A 24307-nucleotide genomic window follows, 5' to 3' on the forward strand; every position below is an offset into this window, starting at 1 on the left:
CATGTCACATCCGCCGAACACACTCAGCCTCGTCGCCGACATCGGTGGAACGAATACGCGGGTCGCGTTGGCGGATGGTCGCAAGCTGCTGGACAAGACGATCCGCCGTTATGCGAACGCAGATTTCCCCGGGCTTGAAACGGTTCTGCGGCAATATATCAAGGACGAAGGCGGCGTGAACACCAAAGCGGCCTGCGTCGCTGTTGCCGGACCGGTCCGCAATGGGCGTGCTTCGATGACGAACCTTGATTGGGCGATCGACCGGGAAACGCTTGCGCGCGCGACGCAGGCCGAAACCGTGGCGATCCTGAACGATCTCCAAGCACAAGGCCATGCTTTGGGTCACCTTGCGCCTGACAATGTCCGCACGATTGTGTCCGGACCGGCTGGCGATGCACATGCCGCGCGGCTCGTGATCGGCGTTGGCACCGGTTTCAATGCGGCACCGGTCTTCAACACAACCGACGGGCGCCTTGTGCCACCATCGGAATCCGGACATGCCAACCTGCCGATCCGCACGGAACAAGAACTGCGGCTTTGTCAATTCGTGTCCAATGCCCACGGGTTTCCAGCGGTCGAAGATGTCCTTTCCGGGCGCGGCCTCGAACGGGTCTATGCATTCCTCGGGATGGAAGCAAAGGACCCGCGCGAGGCGAAAGCACAAGATATCATGGCAGCCTGCGCAGCAGGAAGCGATGCGCGCGCCATCCAGGCCGCAGGCATTTTCACCCGAATTTTGGGGACGGTGGCTGGTAACCTCTCGCTGATCCAATTGCCCTTCGGTGGCGTTTATCTTGTGGGCGGCGTCAGCCGTGCGTTTGCGCCGCACTTGAATAGCTTCGGTTTCGCTGAAGCCTTCCGCGACAAAGGGCGATTTGCCGGTTTCATGGGGAATTTCGCTGTGCACGTTATCGAAGACGATTATGCGGCGCTCACAGGCTCTGCATCGCATCTGATGGAGCTGCTTGGATAGGTTTTTCGCGCCCGCAAAAACTGCCCCGCGCAGGCTCTTCTTTGCTACACGCGAACGCTAGTGTAGCTGGGCCTGTACCGTTGTCGTCAATTGGTTAAGCGAAAACGGCTTTGGCAAAAACACTGAATTCGGAATGTGTTCGCTTTCGTCGCCAAAGGCGTCCTCGGCATAACCGGACACGAAAATCACCTTCGTGTCGGGTCGGCTTTCCAAGGCCTCGCGCACCCAGGTCGGACCATCCTTTCCCGGCATGATCACATCGGTAACGAAAATATCGACTTCAAGGTCAGGATCGGCAAGCAGCGACAGCGCTGTTTCTGCGCAGTCCGCTTCCAGCACAGTGTAACCCCGCAAGCTCAGCGCGCGCGATGCAAAGGCTCTGACGGGTGCTTCGTCTTCGACCAGCAGGACAACCCCATCTCCAGTTGCAGCAACGGGTTCAGGCGGGTCGATCAGAACTGGCGCGCGTTCCGCAACCGGCAGCGTATGGGCGGGTAAAATGACTTCGAACTCGGTTCCCTGCCCAAGTGCGCTTTCGGCAAAAATGAAACCGCCGGTCTGCTTCACGATGCCGTAGACAGTGGACAGGCCAAGCCCGGTTCCTTCACCAGTGCGTTTGGTGGTGTAGAACGGCTCGAAAATCTTTGGCAGTTTCTCCGGCGCGATCCCCTCACCCTCATCAATTACTCTAAGGACAACATATTCCCCGGCAGGGATTGTTGCACGGTCCCGCTCCAGTTCTTCTTGGAGCGTCAGATTTTCGGTAACCACATGAATTTCGCCGCCCTGCGGCATTGCATCACGCGCGTTGACGACGAGATTCATCATTACCTGTTCCAGCTGACGTTTGTCAGCCTTGATCGAGGCGAGTTCCTGATTGTGATTGAGGACAAGCGTCACCTTTTCGCCCACAAGCCGGTTCAACAGATGCGCCAAGTCAGACAGTGTATCCCGCAGATCGATCCGCTCCAGCTGCAGGTTCTGTTTGCGCGAGAAGGCCAGAAGCTGACCAACAAGGCTGGCGGCGCGATTGGCGTTCTGATGGATCTGGATCAGGTCACTATAGTCCTGATCCCCTTGATCGTGTCGCAACAGCAAAAGGTCACAGTGACCGGATATCGCCGTCAAGAGATTGTTGAAATCATGTGCCACGCCGCCGGCCAGCTGTCCGATCGCTTGCATTTTCTGGCTTTGTACGAACTGCGCTTCCAACGTCTTCAATTCGGTTACATCGTTCAGAACCGCGACAAGATGCGTGCCTTCAGACCCTTTGGCCAGGTTCAAAGTCACCTGAACAAAGGTCTCCTGCTTGATGCCACGACCGCGCAAGAACTGGGACACATGCCCGCCCTGGCCTGAAAGCGCCTCCCTGATCCAGTCGTTCACAGGACGACCCAAACCGTCCAGAATATCGCTGACTTTCATGCCATCGGTTTCCTTCAGGCCAAACAACGTGCGGGCTTCGCGGTTAGACGCAAGAACTACGCCCCCTTCGCCGATTTTGAGCAGTGGGACAGGCAGATCCTCAATCGCATCCCAGCCACCATGTAATGGGCGTGGACCAATCGGGTTTCCGGAGGGTTGTGCCGGAAGAAGATAGATTTCCCGTCGACCTGTGCCGCCATCCACGACACCGGTGATGACGCGTGCAGGGCCATCCTCTGTCACGATCCGCACGGTGTTCCCGGAGTCGACCGGTAAATCGTCAAACACTTCGCGCAATGATTTCGGACGATACCCCAACAGATTTCGGAAAGCATCGTTAAGGTACAGGATCGCATTGCTCTTTCCGACCGTCATCATTGGCAATGTCAGCGCATCAGTGGCCCTGACAGTGCTTCGGGCAACATCCCCGCGGTCGTCGACCCGCCAAAGATAGGACGCATCGCCAACTTGTACGACTGACAGACGGAACTGGCCATTTCGGGTGACAACATCTTCCTTTGCAGCCCCATCACGCGCAGCCCGTCCTTGCAGGCGAAACAAAATCGCTTCCGGATGTGCCAGGATCCGGCCAAAGACCGCCGATAGATGCGTATCATCAAAGTCACCGAACTTGGCAGAGGCAGCGGCGTTACTGAATCGGATGTCCCCATCCAGATCAGTCAGAAAAATGATGTCTGAGTCATGGGCAACCAGCGATTGCACAGCTTCGTCGATCATATTCTGTTGCTTGAGTGCGGCGTAAGATTGCCTGTCTTCCTTGCGCTGGCGCATCACTTGGAAAAGCGCGATCGCACCAAGTGATCCACCAAACACGAGCAACGCGACCTTGAATATGAGCGCCGTCGTCCAATACGCCCCGATCGCACAGGCAAGCGCGATCCCCGCGATTGCAGCCGCATGTGGTTTGGGCGTTTGCCGATCAAGCAAACGTCGCAGTTGCCTTTGATCTGGATCCAACGCGCGTTCCTTTATTTCCCGTGTTTGCATCTAACGGCACAAGTCTTAATGCGCGGTTAAATCGCATCTTCGGGCAAAATGCTACCTTAACGTGTGTTTTTTGGTGTAAACACGTTCAGGTAGAAACCATCGTGAAGTTCCGTAGGATACAAGCGGAGGACAGATCTGGACCGCCAGTCTGGATGATTGGATAAGAACTGCGCGGTGATCTCATCGTTCTCGGCACGCAAAACCGAACACGTTGCGTAGGCCAGCACACCGGTAGACGTCGTTAAAGACGCACATTTTGCAAGAATTTCGCGTTGCAACTCATTATAGTAATGTAATTTATCTGAAGTCAGTCCCCACTTTGCCTCGGGCGTGCGGCGCCACGTGCCGCTGCCGCTGCAAGGCGCATCGCAGAGAACGACGTCAAATGGCGGTTCTTTCGACAGCGCGTCGGTGTTGCGCTGAACGATTGTCACGCCTGCCCGCTTGGCCCTTGCGTCAAGATCACCCATGCGCCGTGGATCGCTATCATGGGCAGTGACGCAAGCCCCGTAAATATCGGCCAGCGCAAGCGCTTTGCCACCACCACCCGCACAATAATCCAGAACACGGGCATCTTGCGGCACATTCAGCGCAAGCATGGCCATCTGCGAAGCCGTATCCTGCAGTTCGACCCAGCCGTTGAGATAGGCATGACTTTGCAGGATACGTCTTTCGTTTTCAGTAACTTGCAGGCATGTCTTAACCTCCGGCACGACATGGGTGGAAATGCCGTCCTCCGCCAAAGCGATTCTTGCGGCCTCGACATCAGTCTTGCGAAGATTGACCCGCAAGAAAATGCCAGCACGCCTTTGCTGGATGCGCGCTGCCGCGACCGCCTGATCACCCAGACTTTCCTGCCAATCAGGCCAAAGCCAATCTGGCAAGTCACACATCTCGGCAGTTTGGGCGTTAATGTCGACATTGGGCGCACGGCTTTCCGCATCCGTTAATGCGGAGGGCCCATAATCGCCCGCACCGAACACCGTCTCTGGCGCGATTCCATCGCGGCGCAACAGTCCAAGGATCATGCCCCGCGCGGTCTGCGCATCACCGATCGCAGAAAGCGATCGTTTGGCGCGCAACACGTCGAAAACATGATCTCTGATTGCCGCGCGATCCTTGGATCCGGCAAAGCGGTTGGATCGTGCCCATTGCGTAATCGCGCGCTCAGCGACAGCCCCCGACAGGATCGCGTCAAGAACGTCGATAGCTGCAGCGTAGCGGGCGGCAGGTGTCATGCATCACACCAGAACGAACAGAACGTTATTATCCGACACGGTAATTCGGACTTTCGCGCGTGATCTGAACGTCGTGCACGTGGCTTTCCTTTAAACCCGCACCGGTGATCTTTACGAAGGTCGCATTCTTGCGCATCTCGGCAACTGTGGCGTTGCCCGTGTATCCCATTGCTGCACGCAGGCCGCCGACAAGCTGATGCAACACGGTCCCAGCAGAGCCTTTGTAAGGTACCTGTCCTTCAATACCTTCGGGTACCAACTTGTCACTTGCGGCATCTTTCTGAAAGTACCGATCAGCGGATCCGCGTGCCATGGCACCAAGACTGCCCATGCCGCGATAGGATTTGTAGGACCGGCCCTGATAAAGGATCACCTCACCTGGGCTTTCATCGGTGCCTGCGATCATGGACCCAACCATGGCGCAAGACGCACCGGCAGCAATCGCTTTGGCGAAATCACCCGAGAACTTGATACCGCCATCGGCAATGACGGGGACGTCGCCGGCTGCCGCGGCACTGTCCATGATCGCGGTCAGCTGCGGAACGCCAACACCGGCGACCATGCGAGTCGTACAGATGGACCCGGGACCAATCCCGACCTTGACGCCATCTGCACCCGACCCGATAAGCGCGCGGGTTGCTTCGCCCGTGGCCACATTTCCCGCAACTACCTGCACCTCGTTCGACAGCATCTTGGCGCGCTCGACCGCCTTTGCGACGCCATCGGAATGGCCATGCGCCGTGTCAACCACAAGCATGTCAACGCCCGCGTCAACCAGCGCTTGCGAGCGTTCGTAACCGGCATCACCTACACCGGTCGCCGCCGCAACACGAAGGCGTCCCAGATGGTCCTTGCAGGCCTGCGGGTTCAAGACGGCCTGCTCACTATCCTTGAGGGTCAGCAGACCGGTCAGCTTGCCATCGCCATTGGTGATAAGAAGCTTTTCAATGCGGCGCGCCTGCATCAAAGAACGGGCCTCATCAAGGTCGGCGGGTTCCTGCAACATCGCCAGATTGTCAGATGTCATCATGACAGAAACCGGTGTTGCATCGTCAGTCGCAAAGCGCATGTCGCGATTGGTGACGATACCGACAACGCGCCCTTCCTTGCCAACCACGGGGAAACCGGTCACGCGATAACGCTCCATCAACTCCTTTGCATCGGCAAGGGTCTGGTCAGGGGTCAGCGTGATTGGATTGTAGACGGTGCCCGAAACAAAGCGTTTGACACGACGGATTTCCCGAGCCTGCGCTTCGATATCAAGGTTCTTGTGAACGACCCCCATCCCACCGGCCTGTGCCATCGCGATTGCCATACGGGCCTCTGTCACCGTGTCCATCGCTGACGACAGCAAGGGTATGTTCATACTGATCGACTTGGTCACGTTGGTCCGTGTATCGGCCGTCGATGGCAGCACGGAAGACGCCGCCGGAACCAGCAAAACATCATCAAAGGTGAGGGCCTCTCGAATCTCCATGTTCGGTCTCCTTGGAGGGCATCGTTTGGCACGTCCCTATTGCATGGTTCGGACCTGCCTGAAAGGCCAAACTGACCTGTTACACCGTTGTGTCCGGCCACAAAGAAGCGCAGGGTCGGGTATCATGTCCCATCAGCCGCTTGATCTGCCACCAACGCCTTGGCACAAGGCCCTCCCCCGGATCGCAATCCGGCTGATTGCCGTGATCGGCATCGCGTTGTTGGTCCGTTGGATTTTCGGCGTAGTTTATACGTGGATCGGCACATTGGATACAGATGCGCAGGCCAGTGCGATGATCTGGCTCATTGCGATTAGCATCGCAGCCTACGCGCTTCTGATTGCTATCCCTTTCGTGCCGGCCGTTGAAATCGGGATTGCGCTGATGATGATCGAAGGTCCGGTGATGGCACCCTTCGTCTATGCAGCGACTGTGCTAGGGCTCTTTCTTGCATTCTGGATTGGCCAGCGTGTTTCGCTTGACTGGCTGATTACGATGTTTCGCGATCTGCGCATGATGAATGCCTGCGCATTAGTGCTCAGGATAAAGAAAGAACCAAGGGATACATTGCTCGCAAGATTGAACGATAATTTACCCGACTGGATCGCACCAATTGCAACACGCTATCGCTATGTAACGATCGGTGTGCTTCTCAGCGTGCCGGGGAATTTCGCAATTGGCGGCGGCGGCGGCATCATGATGACAGCCGGGATAAGCCGGCTTTTCAGCGGGCCCGCAGTGTTTCTGACGCTGCTCATCGCTGTGCTGCCAATCCCTTTGATCGTCTGGCTGTTTGGCGTTGATTTTTTTGCCTAAATCTTTGCCCGGAATGCCGCTGCTCATAATTAATATGACGTCTTCTGACCTTTCCTATGGGCATGTCATCGTTACATTCATGCCAAGCAAAAGCAGGCAGGCTTCATGACCACTGACCCCCTCGTCATTTTCACGCCCTCGGGTAAGCGTGGGCATTTCCCCATCGGCACGCCAATTCTGGCGGCTGCACGACAGCTTGGGGTCGATCTGGATTCTGTCTGCGGCGGACGCGGCATCTGTTCCAAATGCCAGATCAGCCCCTCCTACGGTGAATTCTCAAAGCACGGCGTCACTGTTGCCGATGATGCGCTGTCCCCGTGGAACGAAGTGGAACAGCGTTACGACGACATACGCGGCCTCGCGAAAGGCCGGCGTCTTGGGTGCCAGGCCACGGTTCAGGGTGATGTCGTGGTCGATGTGCCTCCCGAAAGCCAGGTTCACAAGCAAGTCGTGCGCAAACGGGCCGAAGCGCGCGAAATCGTCATGAACCCGTCAACACGACTTTACTACGTTGAAGTCAATGAACCGGATATGCACGACCCGTCCGGTGATCTGGAACGCCTGATCAAAGCGCTGCGCGCCGAATGGGACCTGCCCGAACTCGAAGCTGATCTTGGCGTGTTACGTTCGCTGCAACCGGCGTTGCGCAAAGGCGAATGGAAAGTAACCTGCGCAATCCACCTTGGCGATGACACCTTCAGCCCCCGGATCATGCAGGTATGGCCCGGCTATTACGAAGGATCGATCTATGGGCTGGCGGTCGACCTCGGTTCAACCACCATTGCCGCGCATCTTTGCGATCTCCAATCGGGCGAAGTCGTGGCTTCATCCGGCGTGATGAATCCGCAAATCCGGTTTGGCGAAGACCTGATGAGCCGTGTCAGCTATTCAATGATGAACCCGTCCGGCGCGGATGAAATGACGCGCGCTGTGCGCGAAGGGATGAACAGTCTTTTCGTGCAGATTGCTTCGGAAGCGGAAATCGACCGCAACCTCATCGTTGATGCGGTTTTTGTGTGCAATCCGGTCATGCATCACCTTTTCCTCGGGATCGATCCGTTCGAACTTGGCCAGGCCCCCTTTGCTTTGGCGACATCAGAAGCGCTGGCCCTGCGTGCCATCGAGCTTGATCTCAATCTGCACCCGGCTGCACGGGTCTACATCCTGCCTTGCATCGCGGGCCATGTTGGGGCCGATGCGGCTGCGGTCGCGCTTTCAGAGGCACCGAACAAATCCGAAGACCTCGTGCTTATTGTCGATGTCGGGACAAACGCTGAAATTATCTTGGGCAACAAGGACAAAGTCCTCGCCTGTTCGTCGCCGACAGGTCCAGCATTTGAAGGCGCGCAAATCAGCAGTGGCCAGCGTGCCGCCCCGGGTGCAATCGAACGCGTCGAAATCGACCCGGTTTCTAAGCTGCCACGCTTCAAGGTAATCGGCTGTGATCTTTGGTCCGACGATCCTGATTTTGAAACGCAGACCGCCCAAACCGGGATTACAGGTATATGCGGATCGGGGATCATCGAAATGGTCGCCGAAATGCGCATGACCGGTATCGTTGACGCGCCGGGGCTGATCGGATCACCGGAACAGACAGGATCACCAAACTGCTTTCAAGATGGACGCACCTACAGCTTTCTTGTCCACGACGGAACCGAAACCGGCGGGCCAAAGATCACGGTGACAAATCGGGACATCCGCGAAATTCAAATGGCCAAGGCAGCACTCTACTCGGGGGCGCGCCTGTTGATGGACAAGTTCGGCGTGGACAAGGTGGACCGGATTGTACTCGCCGGGGCCTTTGGTGCGCATATAAGTTCCAAACACGCGATGGTTCTTGGCATGATCCCGGACGCGCCGCTTAACAAGGTAAGCTCTGCAGGGAATGCTGCAGGAACCGGTGCGCGCATCGCGCTTCTCAACCGCGATGCGCGGAAAGAAATCGAAGACACGGTCCATGAGATCCACAAGATTGAAACCGCCATCGAACCCCGCTTTCAAGAGCATTTCGTCAACGCCTCTGCAATTCCCAATGCGGTAGAACCGTTTCCGATCCTGAGGTCGATCGTCAGCCTGCCCGACGTGAACCACAACAGTGGATCAGGCGATCCTGCATCAGGCGGAAGACGCAGACGCCGGCGCGCGTAAATCGCGCAGTGCATCATTGATTTGTGCCAAGATGATCTTGCCATAATCAACGTTCAGGTGGGTCGCATCCCGGTTCTCGTCGTCCTCGCCCCACAACCCTCTTGCGCCGGACCGAAACCGTCCGTCTGAAAGACCCGTGTCAGCAATGGTATCCTCAGGTTGCGGCAAAATCTTCGCGCCGAATGGTGTGATCACCTCGTTCCATGCCGAAACGCTCACGCTATTCAGCCACTTCAGCGCACGTGCGCCATCGGCACCCTGAGCCTAGCTGTTTCCCTCCTGCGCAAGATAATACTCATTGGGTACGGGGGACGGAACGTAAAGCACCGGGCGCTTCTGCTCTGACAACGCCCGCAAAATGCGCGCACCGGGCGTATGCAAGAACCGGTCCACAACAGCAGCACGAAATGCGTCTTCCGAAATGGGCGTAACTCCTTCCGGCATTCCAAAAGAAAGCGGCCGATAGGTTCGGAAAAAGGTCGTAAGCCGTCTGCACTTTGATCGTCAGGCCAACGGTTACGAACACATCATAGGCGTCGAAATCAATGTGCTTCCTGCCGCCCGATGTATGTCGCAAGTGCTTGCGCAGCACCGGATGGGATGTCACCAGCGCGCTGATTTTCTGACTGCGACGCAGCTTCCCCATCAGCGCATGGGGGGCAAAGCAACTGCCCGCAGTGGCGAACTTCATGTCCGGCGAGATCGGATATTTCTTGCGATGGAAATCGCGCACGCTCATCGGATGCTGTTCGCTGACGCCTTTGCGCCATGACTGGCGCTCTTCCATGTTCGCATAGGGTGAATTCATCGGAACGTCCGGCAGGTGGCTTCGTGACACGTCATTCCGTCATACCAGCGAACTTTCGCATCGCATGCCCGCCCCAGGCACGACAAAGGTCATTGACGCTTTTCGTGACGGCGCGTATCCCCGAGAAGGCGATGCGGGTATGGTGAAAAGGTATCACGAAAGCTTCCCAAGCTTCAGTTACGGGTTCGATTCCCGTTACCCGCTCCATCAGACAATCCATTCAAACGCATGACAGGCCCCGTGGCAAAACGGGACCTATTAGTGCAAGTGATGACTAGCCACGCTTGGCGACCTTGTCGTCCAGCTCCTTTCGGATCGCGGCGTCCTGGAATGACCATGTGACGCGGCCGACCTCCTCTTCGCCCTTGAACAGCTGGCGCACCATGACCTGGCCTATGCGGCCCTTGGCACCTTTGGGCAGCTTCACACTCAGCTTCATCTGATAGCGCTCTTTGGCAGGAATGTCGCCGATCCCAAGCAGCAAACGCCCACTGTTGGGCAACTTGGCAAGGACAAGACCTTTGCGCTGATCGACGTCGACAATGTTCAGATCGGCCTTCATATCGCGCAGGAACCGCAGGGGCAATTCCAGCAAAAGCTCCGCCTTGCGGGGCATTTTCACCTGCATCTCAACGCGCATCGGCAATGGCCGGTCAAGCCAACCGTTCACAAGGAACGGCATCGGATCGACGCTGGGCGATGATGGATCAACATCCACGACGTTGAAATTTCGCCAAGTCGCATTGTTGTTGTTGCGAATAAAGGTCCGGAAATTGTCCCATTCCTCGAAATCCGCCAGAACGGGTGCGGGATCAAGCGGATGGTCTAGCAGACCGATGAAGCAATAATGACCTTCACCCGGTATCTGTGCTGCAGGCCAAGTCAGCGCATCGGCACAGGTCAGCACCTCGCCCGTCGGAATATCAGGCATCGGGATCGTGCCGACCGGGTTCCACAGATCAGGCGTCAACATCGTCGATACCGGAGACCAGAAAATCGCAGTGCTGGCCCCTGTTGCCGCGGCGCTCCCCTGGTTCTGGGCGCGGACATAAATGAAATTGTCCTGTCCCGATGTGACAGTATGGCCAAGGTTGTTCAGCATTTCCGTACCACTGCCTTCACCAAAAGCAGCCTGTGGATTGGCGACTGCGGCGTTGCGGACAATTATGTCCGGTGAGGCCGAGATTGACCCCGTGTGAGGTTCCCCCAGATCGCCAACGAAATCGCGCAGGTAGACGTCAGGGGTCAGCTGCAATTGCCCACCCAGGATCGAGGCAAGATCGGGCAGCACACCCATGGCTGTGGTTTCCGTTGCTGCCGGTGGCGTGTTGATTGTCGGATCACTCAGGATACGGCGCATCTGGCCGGGCGAAAGGCGGAACCCGTTCTGTGCTTCGTACACACCTTGAACGCACAACGCGGCCCCCGTCACGATGGGAGATGCAGAAGACGTACCACCAAAGGATGTCGAATAGAGGTCTGTCGCCCCTGAACTGTTCGATGCAGTGGTGTTGACGTTCTGCCCCCAGCCATAGCAGTCAATGCGCGCCCCGAAGGTCGACCATGACATCCGTGTATGCGGTGCCGCTGATGTTGCAGCAGCAACGATGATCGCGCCTGAGTCACGAAAATCGGGACTGGCCGGATTCAGGATTTGCAGGCCACCTTTCGTGTATGTGTCAAGATTGAGCGCCGGAAGCCCGCCATTGTCAGTGCCATTGCCACCCGCAGCGACGACAATGATACCCATTGCGGACGCCAAACGGATCGCTTCGAAATTAAGGTCGATGACTTCGGTCGGGCCATACGTCGGCAGACCACCGGGGGTGAACTGGGCCGTCGTCTGGATTTCCAGCAGCATGGTGTCACCAAAGGACAAGGCATCCGCCGCCGTCAGAACCGCATCCGGAATGGTCGACCCGAAATAGGATGCCACCTGCACGCTGTTGATTTTCGGGGCGATACCGACGCAGCCAATGGTGTTGTCGACCGCGCTGACGACGCCCAGAACCTTTGTGCCATGATCCCGGCTACCGTCTCGCACGTTGCCGTGGATCAGGGTCGGCGCATTGCCAACAAGATCTTCGTGATCCAGGGTCCAGCCGCGTTCGATATCGATCCAGTTCTGGCCAGCACCGTCGCCGCCGGGCAAGGCCCATGCAAACGGGGCATTGATGCCGTTGGGCGCGGCAGCCAGATAGCCTTGGTTTGGAAAGCGGGGATCATCACCCTGATTGACTAGCGGGTCCGGGCCAATGATTTCAATGTCGACAGACCGGACACCGGGCCAGCCGCGCAAGGCTTCGGCCATCTTTTCAAGATTCTCAACCTTTTCGACAGTCACATCAAAAAACGCCTCGAAGTTGGCGGGTTTGTACATCGGATCACGGGCGGTCGCGATCTTCTGCATTTCTCGAATTTTGCCGGGCTTTATCTTCTGCAGGGACCGGGTCAGCCTGACTTCACCGTAATTGTTCGTAAAGGCACGCCAACGTGCTGGATGAGCCTCCGCAAGAACCTTCGCAGGGTTCTTCTGAGTCTTTGTGACGATTTCGTCGTCCATGCGTAGAATGACGCGTGGGGGATGGACATTATGTGTCTCTGGCATTGAAGCCTCCAATAAAAAAAGAGGCGTCCGCAGACCTGGGAAAAATTTAAAAATACAAAGAAAATCTGCGCACGCAGGTTCAAAAATAGTAGCACCAAACTATGCCCCAAATCCCGAATCAGCAAGTCATGGTTCGCTGGCTTGACAAAGGATACAGCCGCCAGCGGCACTGCTTGTCACGCGCCGGTCGCAGCGATACGGTCCGCCAAACCTCACACCCATCAGATGGAATCTCTTCATGTCCGATATCAAAAGGCTCGACTCTGGCACCCGGATGAGCCAATGCGTCATCCACAATGGCATTGCCTATCTGGCCGGTCAGGTCGGTGCCGAAGGCGGAAGCGTGACGGCCCAGACGCAGGCTATTCTTGAAAAAATCGACGCACTTCTGGCAAAAGCCAGTACTGACAAGACCCGCCTGCTGACAGCGCAGATCTGGTGCGCGAACATGGCCACGGACTTCGCGGACATGAATGCCGTCTGGGATGCTTGGGTCGCCCCCGGAAACGCCCCGGCCCGCTGGACGGGTGAGGCAAAGCTGGCCACGACAGGATACAAGGTCGAAATCATCGTGACCGCCGCGATATGACGCCATTCCTCGTGCCACTTGATGCAGATGCCCTCCGGGCGGCCGACATCCCTGCCCCATGGTCCTATGGATTTTCGGATCGCGTGCGGTTCGGCGAAATTGATGTGCTCGGCCACGTCAACAACGCCGCCTATCTGCGTTGGTTCGAAAACCTGCGGATCAATTATTTTCAGGACTACGGGCTATTTGATTACGCAACCAAACCGCCAAAACTGGTGTTGCGCAGCCTAGGGCTGTCATTCCACCGCGAAGTCAAGATGAATGACCCCTACATACTCACTGGCCGCACGGTCGAAATGCGGGCCAGCAGCTTCACGATGAATTACGGCGTTTGGGTGAACGGGCAACTGACGACGACGGGCGATGCGGTCATCGTTTCGCTGAACAATGACAACAGCAAACGACCGCTGACGGATGACCTGAAAAACAGTCTGCGCGACCGCGACGGCGCTGTGCAGGCCTAAGCGTCAGACGCCGTGCTTTTGCAGGAAACCGACAAGTGCCGCGGTCGACCCGTCCTTGCCATCAGCGCTTTGTGTACCCTCGACAACAGGCTGCAGCGCGGTGGCAAGTTCCTTGCCCAATTCAACGCCCCACTGGTCGTATGAATTGATCCCCAGTACAACGCCTTCCACGAACACCCGGTGTTCATATAGCGCGATGATCTGACCGAAAACAAAGGGCGTCAGCTGCGGATAAGCCAACGTCACCGATGGACGATTACCGGTAAAGACGCGATGTCGGGCTTGCCGCTCAAGCTCTGCGCCATCGAATTTGTCGGCGACCTTGCTGCGCGCCTCATCCAGATCGCGTCCGCGCATCAGCGCTTCGGATTGCGCAAGGCAATTCGCGACAAGCAATTGGTGCTGATGATGCAACGCTTCTTCATGGCCACGCGCGGCAACAAGAAACTCGCACGGGATCACGCGGGTGCCTTGGTGGATCAGTTGATAGAACGCGTGCTGCCCATTCGTGCCCGGTTCGCCCCAAACGACAGGACCCGAATGAAACGGTAAATCGGCCCCGTCCATACTGACACCCTTACCGTTGCTCTCCATCTCCAACTGTTGAAGATAGGCCGGTAAGCGACTGAGATTATTATCATAAGGCAAAACAGCACGAGTTGCGTAACCGCATACCTGATTGTGCCACAACCCAACAAGCGCCAGCATGACGGGCAGATTCTCAACAGGTTCTGCGGCGCGAAAATGCTGATCCATCGCTTGCCCGCCGCGCAGGAAAGCGTCGAACGCATCAGGTCCAATCGCAATCATCATCGACAGGCCAATTGGCCCCCACATTGAATAACGTCCGCCAACCCAATCCGAAAAACCAAACACGCGCTGCGGTGCGATCCCGAATGCGGCAGTTTTGTCTTCTGCGGTGGAAAGTGCTGCGAATTGCGCCCCCGGATCGGCAACAACCTCTGCCATCCATGCCTTCGCCGTGCGCGCGTTCGTCATGGTCTCGATTGTGGTAAAGGTTTTCGATGCAACGATCACAAGCGTCGTAGCTGGATCGCAGCTGCGTAGCACCGCAGCGATATCGGCTGGATCGACATTGCTGACAAAATGACAGCGCGGACCATCGTGATACGGGGCCAAAGCCTTGACACTCATCGCCGGGCCCAGATCGGATCCGCCAATGCCGATGTTGACGACATCGGTGATCTTGCCACCCTGCCCCTGATACGTGCCTTCCCGAACAGCCTTCGCAAAATGGCGCATTTCATTCAATGTGCCAAGCACCTCTGGCATGACATCAGCGCCATCCACAACGACCGGGTCGCCATCGAGATTACGCAGCGCGGTGTGCAAGACAGCGCGGTTTTCAGTCTCGTTGATCGGCTCACCCGTAAACATGGCTTCGCGCTTTGCGACAAAGCCGGTGGCGTTCAGCAACTCAATCAGCTGTTCGCGCCCTGTCGGGTCGATATTCGTCTTTGCGTAATCAAGCCGCAGATCGCCGGCGGTGGCAGAAAACGCCTCTGCACGGGTGCCATCCAGAAGGGTTTCGAACCGGCGATCGCGAACCGTATCATGGTGTTTTTCCAGCGCATCAAATAGCATTCAAGACTCCGCCCAATGGACTGTTGTTCCTGGTAAAATCGCTGCAATCGGTGCCTCTTCGGGCAACATGCCTTGCGCGCGCTCCAGCGCCGCGCGTTTCTCATTGCCAACGATGACAAGATGACGGCTCATCGCCCCCCGCAACACGTTTGCTGACAGGGTAATGCGGGGTTCGGGCGCGCCGGGCGCACGCATGGCGACCAACAAATCGTCGCCGTTCAACGCGTGATCCAACTGGTCGGCTCCGGGAAAAATGCTCGCCGTGTGCATATCCGCGCCCATGCCCAGCAACATAACAGAGATCGGCAACTCCGGTGCCAGCGCGTCGGACAATTCGGATAGCTTTTCTTCCGGCGTTTCCGCGTCAGCATATAGCGGAACATAGACAGCCTTTGCCGCACGGTTTGTCAGCAACCGCTCTCGCAACAGACGCGTGTTAGAGCGATCTGAAGTCTCAGGCACCCACCTTTCGTCTGTCAGCATGACATGCACGCGGGACCAATCGAGGTCTGCCGCACAAAGGACGTCAAAAATCGGTCCCGGAGTTGTACCGCCCGGTACAGCGAAAGACGCAAAATCATGAGTCAGAAGCGTATTCTCAAGCTCACCCGCCAAGACATTGGCAAGGTCCATCATCATCATGTCGCTATCGGGATAATCTATGAACTTCATCTCATTCCCCTTTGATTTCGCGCCACTTTCTTCCATCACGGTGAAGCAGCATTAGCGCATCTTCCGGACCAGACGACCCTGGATCGTAAAGTTTCGGAACATCGTTACGTGCTTCCCAACCTTCAATGATCGGGTCTGTCCAGGCCCATGCAGCCTCGACTTCGTCACCACGCATAAACAGGGTCTGATCGCCGCGGATCACGTCCATGATCAGACGTTCATAAGCATCGGTCACCTCGACATCGCTATCTCCCAGTGCCTCGGCAAAGGTCATATCAAGCGGCACATCTACAAGGCGCATACCACCCGGCCCCGGTTCCTTGATCGTGACCTGCAAGTCCATACCTTCGTTAGGTTGCAACCGGATCGACAGGATGTTGCGATGCGCGTTGTCGTTCTCCGAAAAAATCGAATGGCCGATTTCCTTGAACACAACCGTGATCTCGGAACTGCGGGCCTTCATCATCTTGCCGGTCCGCAAATAGAACGGCACGCCGGCCCAACGCCAGTTGGCGATATGGCACTTCATGGCGATAAAGCTTTCGGTGAAACTGCGTTCGTTTTCAGCGTCCTGACGATACGACGTGGTGCCCTTGCCCGCATCATACTGGCCACGGACAATATGGTGTGGATCGACACCCTGCAAAGCGCGAATGACCTTCAGCTTTTCGTCACGCACGGAATCCGCGCCGAACTGGCTCGGCGGTTCCATCGCGATCAGACACAAAAGCTGCATGAGGTGGTTTTGAACCATGTCCCGCATCGCACCAGATCTGTCATAATACGCGCCACGCCCTGCCACGCTGACGGTTTCTGCGACGGTAATCTGGATGTGGTCGATATAGTGGTTGTTCCACAGCGGCTCGAACAGGATATTGCCAAACCGGACAGCCATCAGGTTCTGCACGGTCTCTTTGCCAAGGTAGTGATCAATGCGATATATCTGATCTTCGCGGAAATGATCGGCAAGGGTTGCGTTCAACGCCTCGGCAGATTCCAGATCCCGACCAAACGGCTTTTCCACGACGATCCGGCTTTTCTTGTTGGCAATCTTGTATTTATGCAAACGCTCGGCCAGATCGCCGAACAGAGATGGCGCAACAGAAAAATAGAACGCCTGCACCACATCCTTGCGCACCAGTTTGGCCATGTCGTCCCAGCCGCCATCGCCCTTGGCATCAATCGGCACGTATTGAAGGCATGCAAGGAAGGCGTCAATCTGGCCGGTTTCCTTCTTTTCCGAGCCGCCGAATTCGGCGATCGCGTCCTTGATCATCTCGCGGTATCCGGCCGCATCCAGATCGGACCGCGCAGCCCCGACGATGCGGCTGTCATGCGGCATCTGACCCGCCAGAAAGCGTCGAAACAGACCGGGCAGGATCTTGCGACGCGCCAGATCCCCGGTTCCGCCAAATATGACAAGATCAAACGTTTCAACAGGTATGACGCGTGCGACCATAGCAAAGCCCCTTCGTTAGCGCTAACGACGCCTATCTAACAGACGCGCCGAATTAGTCTAGCGCCAAGGCGACTATGCCTGCAATTCGGCATCCCAGTACAGGAAATCCATCCAGCTTTCGTGCAGATGGTTGGGCGGGAACTTGCGCCCCATGTTGCGCAGCTCTTCCGCATGCGGCTGGCGCGGCTTGCGGCGCAGGCCCATGCTGGTTTGGGGCAAAAGCTTGCTGCCCTTCTTAAGGTTGCAAGGGCTACAGGCCGCAACAACGTTTTCCCAGGATGTTATGCCGCCTCTTGCCCGGGGCACGACATGATCGAACGTCAAATCGCCCTTCGCGCCACAATACTGGCAGCAGAATTCATCACGCAGAAAAAGGTTGAAGCGAGTAAAAGCCACGCGTTTTTGTGGTTTTACGTAGTCTTTCAAAACGACAACTGATGGAATTCTGATTGTCGTCGATGGGCTGTGAACCACTTCGTCATACTCGCTGACGATATCGACGCGATCCAGCCACGCCGCTTTTACGGCATCCTGCCAGGGCCAAAGTGAAAGCGGGTAATAAGACAAAGGCCGGTAGTCTGCATTCAACACAAGCGCGGGATAGTGTTTGAGCGCACCCGGTTCACGTACAAAATCTGATCGAAAGTCACCGTCCATCGTCAAAAAGTCCTCACTCTGTCGCCGTATGAGGCATCAGAGCGAGAGCCCCGCTCCGACCGCTTGAGAGGACTATATCTGGTGGTTGCCAAAGGGCAATCTTCAATTTTTGTGCGAGATGTCGCACTCTAAAGGCTAGGCCGACACGGCCTTTCGTCGCTCCAACCGAGGTGCCTGACGGCATGCTTCCTCGTAGGCACCCGCACGCAGATGCTCGAACCGCGCCCGCCCGTTGGCTTTGGCCAGGTAAAGCGCGTGATCCGCGCGCTTCAGCGCCTCGTCAAATCGGCAATCGGTTTGAATGATTACGAGACCAGCAGAGGCCGTCACCCGTTCGCAAGTGCTTTGGTCGATTTGCAGAAAAATCCCTTGCGTCAGTGCTTTTGCGATGATTTCAGCCTCTGCAAGTTCTGTGTCCTTCAGCAAGACAGCAAACTCTTCTCCACCGAAACGCGCACAAAAATCGCCCACATTCAGATGTGCTGACATGTGACGTGCGAACAATTGCAGACATGTATCGCCACGATCATGCCCGTGGGTATCATTGATGCGTTTGAAGTGATCGATATCAAGCATGACAAATACGTGCTGGCCAACGGGCAGTGCACCTACTCGGTCAAGAAACCAGCGCCGGTTTGGCAACTGCGTCAGCGAATCCGTAGTGGCTTCACGATAAAGCTGCGTTTGCAGCTGTTTCATATGGGAAAGCAGCATCAGGCCCAAAGTTGCCATTGGCAGGGCGACGAACGTTGCCTCGAATAGATTGTTCCAATAATCGTCATGGGTCACCGGATGCGCCAGAATATCCCGCAGATAGTTCAAGGCACCGCATATCAACATGATCACGATCATCTTTAGTGCAAAGTCCATTCGCCCCATGGGCGCGACAAGACCGACAAAGCGTTCCACATGTTTTCCCTCAAAAGATGAACGAAAACATGGCGCACCGATGTTGAAATTTGGTTAACCCAGCCCCAGCCGGTCGCGCATGAAGGCAAGCGCGACTTGCAAGCCGTCGGGCGCAATGCCGTGGCCCGTCCCCTTCATTATATGGGCATAAACTTCTTTCCAACCCGCCTGCTGCAAGGCCTCTGCTGCTTGGGGTAACGACTGTGGCGGCACCACGTCGTCCATATCCCCATGGATCAGCAGGACCGGCGGTCTGCTCACGGCCTCCTCAGGCAGCGATTCTGGTTCCAGCAAGCGGCCCGAAAAGGCGACGATGCCCGCAACCGGGTCTTCGCGACGTGGCAATACGTGCAGCGCCATCATCGTGCCCTGACTGAAGCCCACGATCATCACCTGTTCGGGCAACAGATCCTCATCAATCATCACACCATCAAGAAATGCGTTCAGATCGTCCGCGGCATGCTGCAGCCCGGCCAGTGATTCCTCTTCCGATGACCCGTCGATCCACGGGATCGGAAACCACTGATATCCCATCGGCGCACCTGCACAGGTCTCCGGCGCGTCGGGGGCCAAAAACAACGTGTCCGGCATATGTTCTGCCAGCGGATCCGCCAGCCCCAGCAGGTCGGCCCCGTTCGCACCATAACCGTGCAGAAAAATGACGGCAGAGCGCAGCTCACCGGACAAAGGTTCCTTGCGGCCTGCGACCAAAGCACGTGTCATCTCGATATCCTTTCCAACGTCCAAGCAGCCCTATCTGCTGACCGCGATGGTTGCAATCATCGCGTCCCTCAGCGCACACCCTCGCGCGATTTCAGCGCCGCGTAATAAGCCCAGAGAAGACGCGCCGCGACTGACCGCCAAGGCGACCAGTCAAGCGCCATATGCCGCAGTTCCTTTTCCGTCGGACGCCGCTCCAGTTCGAAAAGCACGCGAGCGGCTTCTTGTAAGGCCAGGTCGCCCGGCGCAAAGACATCGGCGCGCCCCAGACTGAACATCGCATAGATTTCGGCAGTCCAGACACCGATACCCGTGACGGCTGTCAATGTCTGGATCACCTCTTTGGTGGGGCGCTCCGGTAGCTTGTCAAATGATATCCCAGCCTGCGCCAATGCAGCGGCATACCGTGCCTTCTGGCGGCTCAATCCAAGTGCGCGCAGCTCATCTTCCGACGTTGCGGCGACAGCGTCCGGTGTCACCATACCAGCGGCTTCCAAGCGGCCCCAGATTGCGTTTGCAGATGCAACGCTGACCTGCTGACTGACAATCGCGCTTAGCAATTGCGCAAAACCGTCGGGTCTTAGTCGTAATGGCAACGGCGCAAGCGCTGGCAAAACAGCAGCAAATCGGCGATCCTTCCGCGCAAGCCATGCCGCCCCTTCCGCGACGCAAGCATCACCCTTGATGACACGGTCCTTCATCGGCCCCGCGCCCACGCAACGGCCGCATCCACGGTTTGCACCACATCCGCGTCCGGCAATGCAGGACGGCGGATCATCAGCACCGGGATGCCCAGATCTCCCGCAGCAGTCAGCTTTGTCCGGCTTGGCACACCGCCCGCATTCTTCACCACGAGCCACTCGACGCCCAACGCGCGAAACAGCGCCTTTTCGCGGGCTACAGGAAACGGCGGACGGCCAATCAGGTATTCCCCGCCTTCGAATGGAAACGGCGCAGTTGGCGGATCGATCTGGCGACATATCACGCGGCGGCCTTCAAGATTCGCAAACCGCTCCAAAGTCTGGCGACCTGTGCCAAGAAACACCGTCGCCCCGACCGGAATATGTGCAGCAGCATCTTCTTCACGCGCAATTTCAGTCCAGTCATCCCCCGGCTCGGGCACCCAACCCGGACGACAGCAGTAAAGATAGGGCAAACCAAGGTCCTTGCAGACACGTGCAGTGCGCTCTGTGATACGATCGGCATACGGATGCGTTGCATCCAGGACAGCCGTGATCCGTTCTTCGGCAAGATAGGCACGAAAGCCCGCCTCTCCGCCAAACCCGCCAATACGGGTTGGCACCGGCAAAGGGTCCGGTGAGCGTGTTGCCCCTGCCAGCGACGCAATCACGTTCAAACCAGAGTCGGTCAACGCCCATGCAATACGTTTGGCCTCACCCGACCCGGCCAAAAGCAGCAAAGTCACCCGCCGGCCCTCGCCAAGATGCGACCTTCACGATCAATCACGACAATATCGACAACACTTTGCGGGACCATCGCCGCCACGTGAACGCGGGACCGTTCCGCCACGACAGATGCCATGCGGTCGCCGGCAATCCCGACAGCCTCCAAGGCCGTGTTGGCATCGCGCAGTGCGGGCATTTCCAGCCAGTCAGCCAGCAGGTCGAAATCAACCTGGGACCGGCCGGAATGCAGATCGACAGCCCCTTGGGCAAGTTTCGTCATCTTGCCGATCCCGCCGCCGATGGTGACACGCGGCACCGGATGTTTGGCAAGATATTTCAGCATGCCGCCCGCAAAATCGCCCATATCCAGCATGGCATGATCGCTTAGGCCATAAAGCTGCTGAACAACCTTCTCCGACGTGGCGCCGGTGCAGCCTGCGACATGCGTCAAGCCATTCGCACGGGCAACATCGATCCCGCGATGAATCGATGCAATCCAAGCGGCACAGGAAAACGGGCGGACGATGCCGGTGGTGCCAAGGATCGACAGACCACCCTCGATACCAAGGCGGGGATTCCACGTTTTGGTCGCAATCTGCGCACCCCCCGGAATAGAAACCGTAATGGCGACATCAGGTGCACGGCCCAACGCAGCGGCAAGTGCCGCGACTTCTTCGTCCATCATCGCGCGGGGCACGGGATTGATCGCTGGTTCGCCGACAGCAATGGGCAGTCCGGCTTTGGTAACGCGGCCCACGCCCTCGCCAGCGCGAAAGACGACACCGCCATCGGATGGACAGACTCGAACAATGATCGTTGCACCATGCGTGACATCAGGGTCATCACCAGCATCCTTGACGATTCCCGCCTCGGCCCAATCTGCACCAAGCGCGCTGTGTATGACTTCAAATTGCGGGCATTCGCCACGCGGCAGGGTGATGCTGACACGATCCGGGATGGTGCCCGTCCACAGGCCCATGAGCGCCGCCTTGGTCGCGGCGGTCGCACATGCGCCCGTGGTCCAGCCACGGCGTAATTCGCCGGAAGGTCTGCGTGTCATCGCGGCGGACTATAGGCACGCAATCGGATGCCGCCAATGCGAAACCGCAGGTCGTTTGCCGTCTTTCCATAGACTGCGAAGAACGCCATAAGGAAAGCATGACACGCGGATTGACACTTCCTCACAGCATATGGCCCCGGCTGGAACCCGGCTGGGTCTGGCTTTGCGGTGCCGGCCCCGGCGATCCTGGGCTTTTGACGCTGCACGCGCTCAATGCGCTGCAACAGGCGGATGTGGTGATTTACGACGCGCTCGTGCAGGAAGACATCCTTTCATGGGCCCCGCAGGCAGAACATATCTACGCAGGCAAGCGGGGTGGCAAACCATCCGCCAAACAACGCGACATATCACTGCGATTGGTGGATCTGGCGCGCGCAGGTAAACGGGTGTTGCGGCTCAAAGGGGGCGATCCTTTCGTCTTCGGGCGCGGCGGGGAAGAAGCACAAACGCTGGTCCAGCACGAGATCCCGATCCGGATCATTCCGGGTATCTCGGCGGGCATCGGCGGGCTGGCCTATGCCGGCATCCCGGTTACACACCGGGACGTGAATCAGTCCGTCACATTCGTGACCGGCCATGACCAGTCCGGAAACACACCCGGATCACTCGACTGGGCGAGCATTTCGAAAGGCTCGCAAGTCATCGTGATTTACATGGGAATGAAACACATCGCCCAGATCGCCGCCAAACTGATCGCCGCAGGCCGCCCGCTCAGCGAACCGATTGCCGTCGTGACAACGGCAACGACAGCAGATCAGAAAGTGCTCGAAACAACACTCGGTCAGGTGGTCGATGATATCGCGCAATCCGGTATGGAACCGCCCGCGATCATCTGCGTCGGTGGGTCGGTGCTGATGCGGCAAGTGCTCGATTGGCAAAGTCAGGCCGCCGGACAGGCCCCCCGCAACCTCGACCCGCTCAACAGAGGGCGGCCCGCCGAATCCGCGTGAGTGCCATCATCTTTCTTTGTCCAATCAAACTTCCGCCGGAGGCATCCAACACCGGCCACCCGCGATGAGCTTTCTGATCGCAGCTCCCGCATCCGGCAGCGGCAAAACGACGGTGACGCTCGGCATCCTGCGCGCTTTGACACGAACGGGTATCGCTGTTCGCGGTGCGAAATCTGGGCCGGACTATATCGACCCTCATTTCCACGCGGCAGCAACAGGCCAGCCCTGCTTGAACCTCGACGCCTGGGCGATGTCGCCCGCGCGGATCCGAAGTTTGGCCCAAGGCGACACACCGCTGATCGTCGAAGCGGCCATGGGTCTGTTCGACGGTGCCGCAAATGGCGAAGGGTCAGCTGCGACGCTGGCAGGCATCCTCGATATTCCGGTGGTACTTGTGATCGACGTCGCGCGGATGTCGCAATCGATCAAAGCCGTCATCCACGGGTTTTCAACTGTCGATCCGGCGACTCGTGTGGCAGGCGTGATCCTGAACAACGCTGGGTCCGCGCGACACGCTGACATGCTGCGCGCAGCTTTACCTGACACAAATATCATCGGGATCGTGCCACGCGATCCCGCGCTGCACCATCCGTCCCGCCACTTGGGCCTTGTGCAGGCGCAAGAGCACACTGATCTGGGCTCATTTCTCGACAGAGCGGCCGATCTGATCACGACGCATTGCAATCTTGCTGCCCTGCCCGCGCTGATTGCACCGAGTGGGACACCGCAGACGCCGCCAGACCCACCGGCACAAATCATCGCCATCGCACAAGACGCGGCTTTCGCCTTCTGCTATCCGCATCTGTTGCACGATTGGCAAAATGCAGGCGCGACGCTGCAGTTGTTCTCACCACTCAACAATGATCCTGCCCCACAGGCAGATCTGATTTACCTTCCCGGCGGCTATCCCGAACTCCATGCCGGAACACTCGCCACGAACCACACTTTCCTGCAAAGCATAAAAGACGCCGCCGCGACCACGCAGATTTACGGCGAATGCGGGGGGTATATGGTGCTCGGCAAAACCCTGACAGACGCCAATGGGGAAAGCCACGCGATGGCGGGGCTCCTTGATCTTGAAACCTCGTTTGCCAAACCACGCCGTCATCTTGGGTATCGCCAGCTTCAAGCAACCACCGGACCTTTTGCGGGCAACTGGCGCGGCCACGAATTTCACTACGCAACAACGCTCAGGGCCAACGGGACACCGCTCTTTACGGCACAGGATGCCGCAGGTGCCGCACGCGACCCGATGGGCCTGATTGCCGGAAAAGTCTGCGGCTCATTCGCCCATATTATCGACCGCGTGCGCTAGCC

At 57.5% G+C, this 24307-nt stretch carries 22 protein-coding genes and 1 tRNA gene; 8 read left to right on the forward strand and 15 right to left on the reverse strand.

Annotated features, from left to right (window positions below):
• The first annotated feature begins 1 nt into the window (after window position 1).
• Window positions 2–973 carry a glucokinase gene (locus BMY44_RS06000; protein WP_089991499.1) on the forward strand — a complete coding sequence of 324 codons (972 nt, stop codon included), beginning with the start codon at window positions 2–4 and terminating at the stop codon, window positions 971–973.
• Window positions 974–1030: 57 nt separating this feature from the next.
• Here the strand turns inward: BMY44_RS06000 and BMY44_RS06005 are convergent, their stop codons facing one another.
• From BMY44_RS06005 to guaB, 3 genes are all read right to left on the reverse strand, one after another.
• Entirely contained in the window at window positions 1031–3376 is a 2346-nt protein-coding gene (locus BMY44_RS06005; RefSeq protein ID WP_242650492.1) for an ATP-binding response regulator, read from the reverse strand.
• An 86-nt stretch (window positions 3377–3462) separates the two neighbouring features.
• Complete coding sequence (locus tag BMY44_RS06010; protein WP_089991502.1) at window positions 3463–4644, reverse strand: RsmB/NOP family class I SAM-dependent RNA methyltransferase; 1182 nt, start codon at window positions 4642–4644, stop codon at window positions 3463–3465.
• Between the two features lie 28 nt (window positions 4645–4672).
• Window positions 4673–6121, reverse strand: coding sequence for an IMP dehydrogenase (gene guaB, locus BMY44_RS06015; protein WP_089991506.1), 1449 nt, complete (start codon window positions 6119–6121; stop codon window positions 4673–4675).
• Between the two features lie 124 nt (window positions 6122–6245).
• Here guaB and BMY44_RS06020 point away from each other — a divergent pair, with 124 nt between their 5' ends.
• Window positions 6246–6935, forward strand: coding sequence for a hypothetical protein (locus BMY44_RS06020; protein WP_089991509.1), 690 nt, complete (start codon window positions 6246–6248; stop codon window positions 6933–6935).
• 105 nt (window positions 6936–7040) lie between these two features.
• Window positions 7041–9083: an ASKHA domain-containing protein gene (locus BMY44_RS06025; protein ID WP_089991512.1), complete on the forward strand. Its 2043-nt coding sequence runs from the start codon at window positions 7041–7043 to the stop codon at window positions 9081–9083.
• Here the strand turns inward: BMY44_RS06025 and BMY44_RS06030 are convergent.
• A complete protein-coding gene (locus tag BMY44_RS06030; protein WP_089991516.1) occupies window positions 9051–9302 on the reverse strand; it encodes a hypothetical protein in 252 nt (83 codons plus the stop codon). The genes BMY44_RS06025 and BMY44_RS06030 overlap by 33 nt on opposite strands.
• Before the next feature lie 76 nt (window positions 9303–9378).
• Entirely contained in the window at window positions 9379–9891 is a 513-nt protein-coding gene (locus tag BMY44_RS06035; protein ID WP_131801581.1) for a hypothetical protein, read from the reverse strand.
• Between the two features lie 133 nt (window positions 9892–10024).
• Between BMY44_RS06035 and BMY44_RS06040 the strand changes: the two genes are divergently transcribed.
• Window positions 10025–10098, forward strand: a tRNA-Gly gene (locus BMY44_RS06040).
• Between the two features lie 67 nt (window positions 10099–10165).
• Here BMY44_RS06040 and BMY44_RS06045 read toward each other — a convergent pair.
• Window positions 10166–12499, reverse strand: a complete 2334-nt coding sequence (locus tag BMY44_RS06045; protein WP_089991521.1) for a S8 family peptidase — start codon at window positions 12497–12499, stop codon at window positions 10166–10168.
• 238 nt (window positions 12500–12737) lie between these two features.
• Between BMY44_RS06045 and BMY44_RS06050 the strand changes: the two genes are divergently transcribed.
• A complete protein-coding gene (locus tag BMY44_RS06050; protein WP_089991524.1) occupies window positions 12738–13088 on the forward strand; it encodes a RidA family protein in 351 nt (116 codons plus the stop codon).
• The gene (locus BMY44_RS06055) at window positions 13085–13552 is read left to right on the forward strand and encodes an acyl-CoA thioesterase (RefSeq protein WP_089991527.1); all 468 of its coding nucleotides are present in this window, start codon (window positions 13085–13087) and stop codon (window positions 13550–13552) included. The genes BMY44_RS06050 and BMY44_RS06055 overlap by 4 nt, the downstream gene beginning before the upstream one ends.
• A 3-nt stretch (window positions 13553–13555) precedes the next feature.
• Here BMY44_RS06055 and pgi read toward each other — a convergent pair whose 3' ends face one another.
• The 9 genes from pgi to BMY44_RS06100 all read right to left on the reverse strand — a co-directional run bounded on the left by pgi (window position 13556) and on the right by BMY44_RS06100 (window position 22040).
• The gene (pgi, locus tag BMY44_RS06060) at window positions 13556–15157 is read right to left on the reverse strand and encodes a glucose-6-phosphate isomerase (protein ID WP_089991529.1); all 1602 of its coding nucleotides are present in this window, start codon (window positions 15155–15157) and stop codon (window positions 13556–13558) included.
• The gene (gene pgl, locus BMY44_RS06065; protein ID WP_089991532.1) at window positions 15158–15829 is read right to left on the reverse strand and encodes a 6-phosphogluconolactonase; all 672 of its coding nucleotides are present in this window, start codon (window positions 15827–15829) and stop codon (window positions 15158–15160) included.
• 1 nt (window position 15830) lies between these two features.
• On the reverse strand, window positions 15831–17288 hold the full coding sequence (gene zwf, locus BMY44_RS06070) for a glucose-6-phosphate dehydrogenase (RefSeq protein WP_089991535.1): 1458 nt from the start codon (window positions 17286–17288) through the stop codon (window positions 15831–15833).
• A gap of 72 nt (window positions 17289–17360) precedes the next feature.
• On the reverse strand, window positions 17361–17945 hold the full coding sequence (locus tag BMY44_RS06075) for an HNH endonuclease (protein ID WP_089991537.1): 585 nt from the start codon (window positions 17943–17945) through the stop codon (window positions 17361–17363).
• 135 nt (window positions 17946–18080) lie between these two features.
• Window positions 18081–18854 carry a GGDEF domain-containing protein gene (locus tag BMY44_RS06080; RefSeq protein WP_089991540.1) on the reverse strand — a complete coding sequence of 258 codons (774 nt, stop codon included), beginning with the start codon at window positions 18852–18854 and terminating at the stop codon, window positions 18081–18083.
• Between the two features lie 54 nt (window positions 18855–18908).
• A complete protein-coding gene (locus tag BMY44_RS06085; protein ID WP_089994629.1) occupies window positions 18909–19577 on the reverse strand; it encodes an alpha/beta hydrolase in 669 nt (222 codons plus the stop codon).
• A gap of 68 nt (window positions 19578–19645) precedes the next feature.
• The gene (locus BMY44_RS06090; protein ID WP_089991543.1) at window positions 19646–20275 is read right to left on the reverse strand and encodes a DNA-3-methyladenine glycosylase family protein; all 630 of its coding nucleotides are present in this window, start codon (window positions 20273–20275) and stop codon (window positions 19646–19648) included.
• A complete protein-coding gene (locus BMY44_RS06095; RefSeq protein ID WP_089991546.1) occupies window positions 20272–21000 on the reverse strand; it encodes a cobalt-precorrin-6A reductase in 729 nt (242 codons plus the stop codon). The genes BMY44_RS06090 and BMY44_RS06095 overlap by 4 nt, the downstream gene beginning before the upstream one ends.
• Complete coding sequence (locus BMY44_RS06100) at window positions 20997–22040, reverse strand: cobalt-precorrin-5B (C(1))-methyltransferase (protein WP_089991548.1); 1044 nt, start codon at window positions 22038–22040, stop codon at window positions 20997–20999. Before BMY44_RS06100 ends, BMY44_RS06095 begins: the two co-directional genes overlap by 4 nt.
• Before the next feature lie 98 nt (window positions 22041–22138).
• Between BMY44_RS06100 and cobA the strand changes: the two genes are divergently transcribed.
• Window positions 22139–22990, forward strand: a complete 852-nt coding sequence (gene cobA / locus BMY44_RS06105) for a uroporphyrinogen-III C-methyltransferase (RefSeq protein ID WP_089991551.1) — start codon at window positions 22139–22141, stop codon at window positions 22988–22990.
• A gap of 64 nt (window positions 22991–23054) precedes the next feature.
• Window positions 23055–24305, forward strand: coding sequence for a cobyrinic acid a,c-diamide synthase CobB (locus BMY44_RS06110; RefSeq protein ID WP_089991554.1), 1251 nt, complete (start codon window positions 23055–23057; stop codon window positions 24303–24305).
• Window positions 24306–24307: the final 2 nt, after the last annotated feature.

Origin of the sequence: Cognatiyoonia koreensis (assembly GCF_900109295.1) — a bacterium.
GTDB classification, from domain to species: domain Bacteria; phylum Pseudomonadota; class Alphaproteobacteria; order Rhodobacterales; family Rhodobacteraceae; genus Cognatiyoonia; species Cognatiyoonia koreensis.